Below are 11,426 nucleotides of genomic sequence, written 5' to 3'. Positions count from 1 at the left end.
GAGCCGGCTTCGCCTGTCGGCATCGAGCAACGCCGGCAACGCGGCAACACAAGGGCGCCCGGGGAAGTCGTGACTTCCCTGGGCGCCTTTGTTGATGCGGGTACAGTCACGACACTAGGACTATTTGATGACGGTGGGAGCAACAATCGAGGAATAGTTCCAGTACCTGAAGTTATCCGATGGATGTACGGGGCACACCTCGAAGTGAACGTTTCTTCGCTCGAAGCCTGCCTGCTCGAGCCTTTCATAATGTAGCGCACCTAGTGTGGTCGGCTCCGAAGAGAAGTACGTCAGCACCCCGCCAGGCTTGAGAAGTCGGTAGGCCTCTTCAAAGAAGAACATGTGCGTGCCGATCGTCATTTCCTCTTGAGATACCGGAAAGGTGTCGAACAGTATCCCGTCGATCGATGCGCCGGCCAGCATCGGCGTGACGTCCTGCCAGTATCCGGTCATGAGGTGCATCGAACCGGACGTGAGGGCCGACCGATGCGTGACGACGCACTGCGCTATGACATCTGGATGACACTCGATGACGATATGTGAGTCAATATCGTGGGCTTGCAGCGCGGACGCGGAGATCCCCATGCCGTAGCCCACCTCCAGCACGGTTCCGCCCTGGGACGCTGCAATCGCTGCCAGTCGCTCCATGTACGGCCGTTCCCAGTCCGCCATGACGGGATACTGGGCGATGGTCAGACTGTGCGCATCGTAGGTTGCCGGCAAGTTGCTCCACCGATGCTTAGAAGCTGCGGCGAGCTCACTCATTGCGAATCCGGGAGCAAATGCGACCGGCAGCGGTTCATTCCCGACAACCGAGTGCTGAATCCATGGGTCATCTGTGCCGTAGCCTCTCCGTGGAAGATGCCGCGCTTGGAGCATCTGCGGTGCTAGAGGACCGCAATGTGGAAGCGAAAAGCAATGCCTTGATCGCCACGGCCGCAGTAAGTTGCTCTGCCTGCGAGTCCCTGTCCCGATAGTGAGCCGTGGAAGGCGGCATTCAAGCTGGTTCCGGCTTGAATGCCGCCTCTGCCCGTCTAGCCGGGGTCGCCGGCCTGGTGGGTTCGCTTGCTACGGGCGCTGCGGGAAGATGCCCTGCAACGCGATGATGAACGTGATGGTGAGGTAGGGCGGCATGTTGTTGTGCGGCTGGCTGCCGCCGGTCGGCAGGACGGTCTGAGGAGCCATCGTCAGGTTGGGTGCCTGCGTCGAGTAAATGTTCAGTCCCACCCGGCCACTCAACGACTGGGCCCAGGTGGCGTTGGACGGGCTGGTTTCGGTGCCCGCGTCGCTGACGCCCAGCGCGGTGTGAGTGTGCAGCGGCATCTCCGACTGGATCAGGGTGACGTAGGGGCTGCCGCCGGTCTCACCGAGATAGCGCGGTGACAGGCCGGCGCCCTGCCCCTGCTGCATCGGGGTGCTGCCCTGCAGGTTGGGCAGGCCGAAGGTGACCCGGCCGTCGCCGCCGTAGGTGGTGCCCAGCAGAGCGAACAGCGCGGTGTTCTGCGATATCGACATCAGTTGGCCGTTGCACAGCGCCCAGCCGTAGGGCGCGAAGTTGCCGCCGAACATTCTGATTTCGGCGAGGAAAGGATCGGTCACGGTATGCGCTCCGTCGCTAGTTTCGGCTGGGGAAGATGCCCACGAGGGCAATCACGTAGTTCAGTACCAGGTAGGGCGGCATGTTCTCGTGCGGCTGGCTGCCGCCGGTGGCGGTCACCGCCGCCGGGTTCATCGAGACGTTGGGGGCGGACGCGAAGGCGGCGTTCTGAGTGGCGGCCCAGATCGAGTTGGCCGGGTTGTCACCACCCGGGTTCGACGGCGTCGACTGGGCGACCGCTGGGTGGATGTGGGCCGGCAGCTCGTTGATGGTCAGGGTGTGGTTGACCTCGCCGCCGGCCTGGCCGACGTTGTAGCTGCCCTGGCCGATGCCCTGGTGGACCGGCACCCGGCCCTGCAGGTTGGGCAGTGCGAAGGTCGTCTGGCCGTTGCCGCCGTACATGGTGCCCAGGATCGAGAACAGCGCCTGGTTCTGGTTGATGGGCAGCAGTTGGCCGTTGCAGAAGGCCCAACCCCTGGGTGGGTAGTTGAAGGAGATCAGCTTGATCTCGGCGATGTAGGGATCACTCATTTCTGGTCCACTCCGGTCTGGACGTCGGTCAGTTCGGGGACGGGTAGATGCCCTCGGTGGCGAGGATGAAGTTGATCGCGAGGTAGGGCGACATGTTCTCGTGCGGCTGGTTGCCGCCGGCGTTGCTCAGCGCGTTCGGCGCCATCGCCGCCGCCGGGGCCGCCAGGCTGTAGGGCAGGTTGGAGTTGCTGGCCCAGTAGCTGTTGCTCGGCGACTGGCCCTGGGCCGCCTGGGCACCGACCGGCTGGTGGGTGTGCGCCGGCATCTGGTTGCGGTTCAGGGTGACCGTCTCCACTCCGGCCATCTGTCCCAGCACGTAGCCCGAGCCCTGGTGCATCGGCAGCCGGCCCTGCAGGTTGGGCAGCGCGAAGGTGTTCTGGCCGTCGCCGCCGTAGGTGGTGCCGATCAGGTTGAACAGCGCGGCGTACTCCGAGATTTGCAGCAGCTGGCCTTGGCAGAGCAGCCAGCCGACCGGCGCGAAGTTGCCGCCGAACATCCGGATCTCACCGATGTAGGGATCACTCATGGCACATTCTCATCCTCCGTCAGTGGGTTGAAGACGGCATGGAACTCCAGGCCGTCCGCTAGCGCTCGCACCGGCACCAGGAAGATCGCCGCCGGTGGGAAGTCCTCTCGGACGAGCAGGTAGTTGCCCTGCTCGCGGGGTGCGTCCGGGCCGGCCCGGAACGTCAGGTCGAACGAGCGGACGGCGCCGGGCAGGGTGCTGCGGGCGCACTCGGTCAGCTCGACCTCGCAGGCCCCGTCGGCGTCCTCCCCGTCCGGCTGGATGGAGAAGCGCATGGTGAACCGCTGGCCCACCCGGGCGTTGAAGTCGGAGTAGCTCAGTGCTCGGTCGGTCATCGCGCGCCGGCTCGAAGCCGAGGTGCGCTGTCGGGGACGAACTGCAGTTCCAGGTAGCCATTGCCGAGGTCGCCGTCTTCGGCTGGATCGCCGGCCGGCCCGCTGCCGGCCGGAGCGGTGAACCCCAATGACCGGTACAGCTCGCGGGCCGGGACGTTCTGGTGCCAGACCGAGAGCCGGACCGGCTTGCCGGCTGCGACGGCCTGCTCGCACAGCGAAGAGAGCACCGCGCGTGCGACGCCGCGGCGGCGGTGCTCGCGCAGCACCGCGATGTCCAGAACCCGCAGCTGCCCGGGCGTGTCGTCGAGCCAGCAGCTGCCGACCGGGCTGCCGTCGCCTCCGCAGATCAGGTACTCCACCGCCTCGGGCTGGGCCGCGGAGTACTGGGCCTGCCGGGCCCGGTACTGCATGCCGACCAGGCCGCCCAGCGCGGCGGGCTCCAGGCCGAGCAGCTCGAACTCGGCGCAGTGCGACTCGGCGAAGATCCGCAGCAGCAACGCCTCATCCGGGCTCTCCGCCGGTCGAAGTGACAGTGTGGGCGGACCTGCCGCCGCCCCTTCCTGCGTCAAGGTGGTGAACCCGGGTATTTCCTCGGCCACTCAGTCACTCCTTGCGCTGATCGGTCTGGATTTGGGCCAGTTCCAGCACCGACGACGAGGAGGTCGCAGCAGTGCAAGCAGCTTTATAACATAAAGATCACCGGTAGCCCGGCATTTTTTTGTCGCGTTTTGCCAGGAAATGCTACCCTCAGCCGTTAAAGTTCTGTAGCAAACCGGGTACCTAATTCCGTCGCGTATAGATACAGTGAGATGCCCGTTGACATTTGCGGATGCATGCGTTACCGAGCGTGCTCGAACACTATCTATCTCTATATTTACAGCGGGGTAACACCTGCTACGGGGCCATCGAAGGACATTTCATGCCGCAGATCCGCTCGTCATCGCTTCCTCGATTGCTCGCGCGCGCCGGCGTGGCGCTCGCGCTGGCAGCGGCCGGCCAGGCGGTGTTCATGCCTGCCGCCTCCGCCGCCACCCTGACCGTGACCTCGACGGCAGACGTCGCCACCAACTTCGGCGCCTGTGGCAACTCAGCCCAGACCACGTCGAGCGGCAGCCTGCGCGAGGCGGTGTGCGCCGCCAACAACGCCGGAGCCACCTCCTCCACCATCACCGTGGCCGCCGGCACCTACCTGCTCACCAACGGTGAGCTGCAGATGGGCAAGGTGTCGGGCAGCAACATCACCCTCACCGGCGCCGGGTCCGGCAGCACGATCATCAGCGGGAACAACGCCAGCCGGGTGTTCGACCTCGACCCCAGCGTCATCGGGGGGGTGACCACCAGCATCTCCGGCGTGACCATCACCAACGGCGCCGTCACCACCTTCGGCGGGGCGGGCATCATCGCCGGGTCGGGCAACTCGACGACCCGTGACACCCTGACCCTCAGCAACTCGGTCATCAGCAACAACCACGTCAACTCGACCACCACCAACAAGTACGGCGGTGGCGTGGAGTTCCAGGGCGGCTCGCTGACCGTCACCAACACGACGTTCACCGGCAACACCAGCGGGAGCAGCTCGGGTTCGGGCTTGGAATACCAGCATTTCGATGTCGCATCGGGTGAGCAGCTCACCGTCTCGGGCAGCACGTTCAGTGGCAACAGCGCCAACGCCTCGGTCGCCAACATCAACGTCGGCGGCGCGCTGCACATGTCCGGCGTCAGCGCCACCACCCCGATGAGCGTGACCAACAGCGTGTTCACCGGCAACACGGTGGTCGGCAGCGGCACCGGCATCCCGCAGGGCGGCGCCATCTTCTCCGAGGGCGGCGCCCTCACCGTCACCGAGTCGACGTTCACCTCGAACTCCGTCGCCGGTGGCAGCAACCCGCAGGGCGGCGCGGTCTCGGTCCTCGGCGGCACCGCTCAGCTGCACTACAACCGGATCACCGGCAACACCGGCGCCACCGGATCAGGCGTCTCGCTGGGTGTCGCCAGCGGCGCAACCCTGGACGCGACCAACAACTGGTGGGGCTGCAACACCGGCCCCGGCACCGCCGGCTGTGACACGGCCGCCGGCGGCCCGACCGTCTCGCCGCGGCTGGTGCTGACCGCCACCGCGAGCCCGGCCACCGTGGTAGGCCCGAACGCGACCACGACCATCACCGCCACGCTCACCCAGAACTCGCTCGGCTCGGCGATCGGCACCGCCAACCTCGACGCCTTCGCCGGCCTGCCGATCGCCTTCACCGACCCGCTGCCCAGCGGCGCCACCCTCGGGGCGGCCTCGGTCAACCTGGCCGCAGGGTCGGCCAGCACCAGCTACAACTCGCAGAACACCAGCGGCCCCGGCCACGTGCTCGCCACCCTGGACAACGGCACCGCCACCGCGACCGTCACGGTCAACCGGCCGCCGGCGATCACCAGCGCCAACGCGGTGACCTTCACCGTCGGCACCGCCGGCTCGTTCACGGTGACCACCACCGGCTACCCGGCACCCGGGATCACCGCGACCGGCACCGTGCCGCCGGGCATGACGTTCACCAACAACGGCAACGGCACCGCCACCCTGGCCGGCAACCCGACCGCCGGCGGCAGCTACCCGCTCAGCCTGACGGCGAACAACGGGGTCAACCCGAACGCCACCCAGACGCTGACCGTCACCGTCAACCAGGCGCCGGCCTTCACCAGCGCCAACAGCACCTCCTTCACGGTCGGCACGGCCGGCTCCTTCACGATCACCACCACTCCGACCGCCTACCCGACGCCGGTCACCATCACCAAGACGGGCACCGTGCCGACCGGCCTGACCTTCACCGACAACGGCAACCGCACCGCCACCCTGGCCGGCACGCCGGCGGCCGGTACCGGCGGGGCGTACTCGCTGAGCCTGACCGCGTCCAACGGGGTCAACCCGAACGGCACCCAGACGCTGACCGTCACCGTCAACCAGCCACCGGCAGTCACCACCAACCCGTCGGACCAGACGGTGAACTCGGGAGCCTCGGTGAGCTTCGTCGCGGCGGCATCCGGCTTCCCGGCCCCGACCGTGCAGTGGCAGCGCTCCACCGATGGCGGCACCAACTTCACCAACATCGCCGGCGCGACCAGCACCACCTACACCTTCACGGCGGCCTCGGCTGACAACGGCAACAAGTACCGGGCCGTGTTCACCAACTCGACCGGCTCGGCGACGTCCACCGCCGCCACCCTGACGGTCAACACCGCGCCGACCATCTCGAGCGGCAACACCACCACCTTCACGGTGGGCAGCGCCGGGTCGTTCACGGTGACCACCAGCGGGTTCCCGAACCCGACGCTCACCACCACCGGCACCCTGCCGGCGTGGTTGAGCTTCACCGACAACGGGGACGGCACCGCGACCCTGGCCGGCACGCCGCCGGCCGGTAGCGGCGGGCAGTACAACTTCACCATCAACGCCGACAACGGCACCGCCCCGTCGGACAGCCAGGCGTTCACGCTGAGCGTCAGCGAGTCGCCGGTGATCACCAGTGCCGACCACGCCACCTTCGCGGCCGGCACAGCGGGCAACTTCCTGGTGACCACCCAGGCCGGGTTCCCGGTGGCGACCACGTTGACCAAGACCGGCTCGCTGCCGTCCGGTGTGACCTTCACCGACAACGGCAACGGCACCGCGAGCATCGCGGGCACCCCGGCCGCCGGCACCGCTGGTTCGTACCCGATCACCATCACCGCCAGCAACGGGGCCACCACTAACGCGACCCAGTCCTTCACGCTGACGGTCACCGAGTCGCCGGTGATCACCAGTGCCGACCACGCCACCTTCGTGGTGGGGACTGCGGGGTCGTTCTCGGTGACCACCTCCGGTGGCGCGGGCAGCGTCACGCTCAGCAAGACCGGGACGTTGCCGTCCGGCGTGACCTTCACCGACAACGGGAACGGCACCGCCACGATCGCGGGCACGCCGGCCGCGGGCACCGGTGGCACGTACCCGCTGACCCTCACCGCCAGCGACGGTGTCAACGCCGACGACACCCAGAACTTCACCCTGACGGTCAACCAGCCGCCGGTGATCACCAGCGCCGACCACGACACGTTCAGCAAGGGTGTTGCGGGTTCGTTCACGGTGACCACGGCGCCGGGCGTTCCGGCGGCGACCACGATCACCAAGACCGGCGCGCTGCCGGCCGGCGTGACGTTCACCGACAACGGTGACGGCACTGCCACCCTGGCCGGCACCCCGACCGCGGCCGGCACGTTCGGAATCACCATCACGGCCAGCAACGGGGTGGCCCCGGATGGCACCCAGGCGTTCACGCTGACGGTCAACCAGGCGCCGGACATCACCAGCACCGACCACACCACGTTCACGGTCGGCTCGGCGGGCAGCTTCACGGTGACCACCAGCCCGGCCGCGGACACGGTGGCTGAGACCGGCACCCTGCCCTCCGGTGTCACCTTCACCGACAATGGTGACGGCACCGCCACCCTGGCCGGCACGCCGGCGGCCGGCACCGGCGGGACGTACAGCCTGTCGTTCAAGGCCACCAACTCCACCGGGTTCACCACCCAGTCCTTCACCCTGATGGTGTACGAGCTGGCCAGCTTCACCAGCGCTGACCACAGCACCTTCGTGGTCGGCACGGCGGGCAGCTTCACGGTGACCACCACGGCGGGCTACCCGGTGGCGACCACGATCACCAAGACCGGTGCGCTGCCGGCCGGGGTGAGCTTCACCGACAACGGTGACGGCACCGCCACGTTGAGTGGCACCCCGGCCGCCGGCACCGACGGCAGCTACCCGCTGACCATCACCGCCACCAACGCGGCCGGCAACCGGCAGCAGTCGTTCACGCTGACGGTGGTGCCGGCGAACGCCTCGCCGGTGATCACCAGCGCCGACCACGCCACCTTCGCGATGGGCACTGCGGGCAGCTTCACGGTGACCACCACGGCCGGGTACCCGGCCGCGACCACGATCACCAAGACCGGTTCGCTGCCGGCCGGTGTGACCTTCACCGACAACGGTGACGGCACGGCCACGATCGCGGGCACGCCGACCGCCTCGGGTGCCTTCCCGATCACGATCACCGCCAGCAACGGGGCGAGCACCGACGCGACCCAGAGCTTCATGCTGACGGTCACCAAGAAGCCCGTGATCACCAGCGCCGACCACGCCACCTTCGTGATCGGCACGGCGGGCAGCTTCACGGTGACCACCACGGCCGGCTACCCGGTGGCGACCACGGTGACCAAGACCGGTGCGCTGCCGACGGGGGTGTCCTTCACCGACAACGGTGACGGCACCGCCACCCTGGCCGGCACGCCGGCCGCGGGCACCGACGGCAGCTACCCGATCACGATCACCGCCAGCAACTCGGCCGGGTCCACCCAGCAGTCCTTCACCCTGACGGTGGTGCCGGCGAACTCCTCGCCGGTGATCACCAGCGCCGACCACGCGACGTTCGCGTTCGGCTCGGCGGGCAGCTTCACGGTGACCACCACGGCCGGCTACCCGGCCGCGACCACGATCACCAAGACCGGTTCGCTGCCGGCCGGTGTGACCTTCACCGACAACGGTGACGGCACGGCCACGATCGCCGGCACCCCGACCGCCGCTGGCGCTTTCCCGATCACCATCACCGCCAGCAACGGGGCGAGCACCGACGCGACCCAGAGCTTCACGCTGACGGTCACCAAGAAGCCGGTCATCACCAGCGCCAACTCGACGACGTTCGTGATCGGCTCGGCGGGCAGCTTCACGGTGACCACCACGGCCGGCTACCCGACCGCGACCTCGCTGTCGCAGACCGGCGCGCTGCCCTCCGGTGTCAGCTTCACCGACAACGGCAACGGCACCGCCACCCTGGCCGGCACGCCGGCTGCGGGCACCGCGGGCAGCTACCCGTTGACGTTCACGGCGGGCAACTCGGCCGGGTCCACCCAGCAGTCGTTCACGCTGACGGTGCAGCCGGCGAACGCCTCGCCGGTGATCACCAGCGCCGACCACGCCAGCTTCACCAAGGGCAGCGCGGGCAGCTTCACGGTGACCACCACCGCCGGGTACCCGACCGCGACCACGATCACCAAGACCGGCACGCTGCCGGCCGGGGTGAGCTTCACCGACAACCACAACGGGACTGCCACGATCGCCGGCACCCCGACCGTGGCGGGCGCCTTCACGATCACCATCACGGCCAGCAACGGGGCGAGCACCAACGCGACCCAGAGCTTCACGCTGACCGTCAACGCACCGCCGGTGATCACCAGCGCCAACACCGCCACGTTCACCTCGCACCTGGCCGGGCAGTCCTTCACGGTCACCACGACCGCCGGCTACCCGACCGCGACCACGATCACCGAGACCGGCGCCCTTCCGGCCGGGATGACGTTCACCGACAACCACAACGGGACCGCCACCATCGCCGGCACCCCGACGGTGACCACCAGCACCAACTACCCGCTGGTGATCACGGCCAGCAACGGCATCGCACCCAACGCCAGCCAGAACTTCACCCTCAAGGTGACGGCGGTGGCCGCGGTGGCACTGCCGGCCAAGGCGCCGAAGCCCGCGGGCAAGCTGGGCGGCGTGCCGTCGAAGATCTACGTCAACCAGGTGATCACGGTCACCGGTACCGGTTACAAGCCGGGGGCGCCGATCGAGCTCGGCTGGTACTACAGCAGCAGCAACGGCACCAAGCTGACGGTGCTTGCCCACGGCTACGCGGATGCTGCCGGCAAGTTCAGCATCCCGATGACCGTGGTCAACAACACCGGCTCCAAGACGGTCATGGCGGCTGGCATCGGTACCGACGGCAAGGCGCGCTACCTCAGCGCCGATACGGTGGTCAACCCGCCGCTGGGAACCAGCACGGGCACCACCACGCCGATCGTCGGCACGAGTACCGGTGGCACCACCACGCCGATCGGGTCGGGGCTGGCCAACACCGGCCTGCAGGCCGATCAGCGTGCCTCGGCCGCCTCGGCGGGAGCGGTGACCCTGACCGGGGTGCTGCTGCTGCTGCTCGGCCGGCGCCGGCGTCCCGACGAGCAGTAAGCAGTTCACTGGCTCCGGACTGACACCAGCCTGAGCCAGCCCCGTTAGACCGGTGCTCGGCCCGGTCCGCGACCTGCGGACCGGGCCGAGTCCGTTCTCGGCAGTCCCGAAGAACCGATGAACAAATTGACTTGCGTGCCAGGTCTAGCGTTGACCAATCGTGAGTGACGATCCGCTGCTGCTTGCCGAACGACGACACCTGCACGAGTCCCTGGCATGCCTGGCGCAGATGCGCGAGGCCGCGGAGCGGATCGCCGACTACGGCGTGGACGCCCTCGCCAGCGAGGGCCTCGGCCGGCTGCGGGCGGATCGGTTGAAGCAGCTGGCCGACAGCTCCGCGCCGCCGTTCTTCGGCCGCACCGACCGCGACCCCGACGGCTCGCACTCGGCCGGCGAGGTCTTCCACATCGGCCGCCGGCACATCCGGGACGACTCCGGTGACCCGATGGTGATCGACTGGCGAGCGCCGATCGCGCGGCCGTTCTACCGGGCCAGCACCGCCGACCGGCAGGGCGTGACGTTGCGGCGGCGGTTCGGCTTCGCCGACGGCCGGTTGACCTCCTTCGAGGACGAGCACCTGGATGCCGGTGAGGAGCTGGGGCTGGCCTCGCACCTGCTGCGCGATGAGATCGAGCGGCCCCGGGTCGGGCCGATGCGCGACATCGTGGCCACCATCCAGCCCGATCAGGACGAGCTGGTGCGAGCCGACCTGGACACCTCGCTGTGCATCCAGGGCGCTCCCGGCACCGGAAAGACCGCGGTCGGGCTGCACCGGGCGGCGTACCTGCTCTACAGCTACCCCGAGCGGCTGCGCCGGTCCGGCGTACTGGTGGTCGGGCCGAACTCGGCATTCCTGCGCTACATCGCCCAGGTGCTGCCGGCCCTCGGTGAGAGCGGCATCCGGCAGAGCACCGTCGACCAGCTGGTGTCAGACCTCGACCCGCGCCGCGACGACCCGGTGCCGGTCGCGGTCCTCAAGGGCGACGCCCGGATGGCCGAGGTGCTGCGGCGGGCGGTGTTCAGCTACATCGCCAAGCCGATCGAGGACGCCGTGCCGATCGTGGGCACCCGCCGGTACCGGATCCCGGTCGAGCGGGCACGGCGCTACGTCGATGACGCGCGCCGCAGCCTGGCCGCCGGCGAGCTGCGCTGGGACACCGCCCGGGAGCGGTTGCGGCAGCTGCTGGCCCAGGACGTCCGCCGCCAGCGCGAGGACGCCGGCGGTGCCCCGTCCGATGCCGAGACCGCCAAGGTGGCCCGGTCGCCGCAGGTGCGCGAGTACGTCGACTCGGTCTGGCCCGCCCTGGATCCGCGGGTGGTGCTGATGAGGCTCTACACCGACGTGGACTTCGCCCGGCGCTGCGCCGGCAGCCGGCTGAGCGAGGAGGAACTCCAGCTGCT

8 protein-coding genes are annotated in these 11,426 nt (G+C 68.5%); 2 read left to right on the top strand and 6 right to left on the bottom strand.

Annotated features, from left to right (window positions below):
- Positions 1-120: 120 nt before the first annotated feature.
- The 6 genes from VF542_RS06255 to VF542_RS06230 all read right to left on the bottom strand — a co-directional run bounded on the left by VF542_RS06255 (position 121) and on the right by VF542_RS06230 (position 3,588).
- Positions 121-765 carry a hypothetical protein gene (locus VF542_RS06255; RefSeq protein ID WP_408650838.1) on the bottom strand — a complete coding sequence of 215 codons (645 nt, stop codon included), beginning with the start codon at positions 763-765 and terminating at the stop codon, positions 121-123.
- 303 nt (positions 766-1,068) lie between these two features.
- Positions 1,069-1,599, bottom strand: coding sequence for a phage tail protein (locus tag VF542_RS06250; protein ID WP_408650837.1), 531 nt, complete (start codon positions 1,597-1,599; stop codon positions 1,069-1,071).
- A gap of 16 nt (positions 1,600-1,615) precedes the next feature.
- Entirely contained in the window at positions 1,616-2,128 is a 513-nt protein-coding gene (locus VF542_RS06245) for a phage tail protein (protein ID WP_408650836.1), read from the bottom strand.
- Positions 2,129-2,156: 28 nt separating this feature from the next.
- Positions 2,157-2,654: a phage tail protein gene (locus VF542_RS06240; protein WP_408650835.1), complete on the bottom strand. Its 498-nt coding sequence runs from the start codon at positions 2,652-2,654 to the stop codon at positions 2,157-2,159.
- Entirely contained in the window at positions 2,651-2,989 is a 339-nt protein-coding gene (locus tag VF542_RS06235) for a DUF6916 family protein (RefSeq protein WP_408650834.1), read from the bottom strand. The genes VF542_RS06240 and VF542_RS06235 overlap by 4 nt, the downstream gene beginning before the upstream one ends.
- A complete protein-coding gene (locus VF542_RS06230; protein WP_408650833.1) occupies positions 2,986-3,588 on the bottom strand; it encodes a GNAT family N-acetyltransferase in 603 nt (200 codons plus the stop codon). The genes VF542_RS06235 and VF542_RS06230 overlap by 4 nt, the downstream gene beginning before the upstream one ends.
- Positions 3,589-3,908: 320 nt before the next feature.
- Here VF542_RS06230 and VF542_RS06225 point away from each other — a divergent pair, with 320 nt between their 5' ends.
- The gene (locus tag VF542_RS06225; RefSeq protein WP_408650832.1) at positions 3,909-10,025 is read left to right on the top strand and encodes a putative Ig domain-containing protein; all 6,117 of its coding nucleotides are present in this window, start codon (positions 3,909-3,911) and stop codon (positions 10,023-10,025) included.
- 160 nt (positions 10,026-10,185) lie between these two features.
- The coding region (locus VF542_RS06220; protein ID WP_408650831.1) for a HelD family protein at positions 10,186-11,426 on the top strand (1,241 nt) is incomplete at its 3' end.

This window comes from Jatrophihabitans sp., assembly GCF_036389215.1.
Taxonomy (GTDB): domain Bacteria; phylum Actinomycetota; class Actinomycetes; order Mycobacteriales; family Jatrophihabitantaceae; genus Jatrophihabitans_A.
Note: the sequence above shows the minus strand (reverse complement) of the source record. Positions and strands in the feature narration are given on the sequence as shown.

Bases quoted from the DNA above. Each gene is read 5' to 3' on its own strand.
- VF542_RS06245 (WP_408650836.1), bottom strand. From the start codon at position 2,128: ATGAGTGATCCCTACATCGCCGAGATCAAGCTGATCTCCTTCAACTAC.
- VF542_RS06240 (WP_408650835.1), bottom strand. From the start codon at position 2,654: ATGAGTGATCCCTACATCGGTGAGATCCGGATGTTCGGCGGCAACTTC.
- VF542_RS06235 (WP_408650834.1), bottom strand. From the start codon at position 2,989: ATGACCGACCGAGCACTGAGCTACTCCGACTTCAACGCCCGGGTGGGC.
- VF542_RS06255 (WP_408650838.1), bottom strand. From the start codon at position 765: ATGAGTGAGCTCGCCGCAGCTTCTAAGCATCGGTGGAGCAACTTGCCG.
- VF542_RS06225 (WP_408650832.1), top strand. From the start codon at position 3,909: ATGCCGCAGATCCGCTCGTCATCGCTTCCTCGATTGCTCGCGCGCGCC.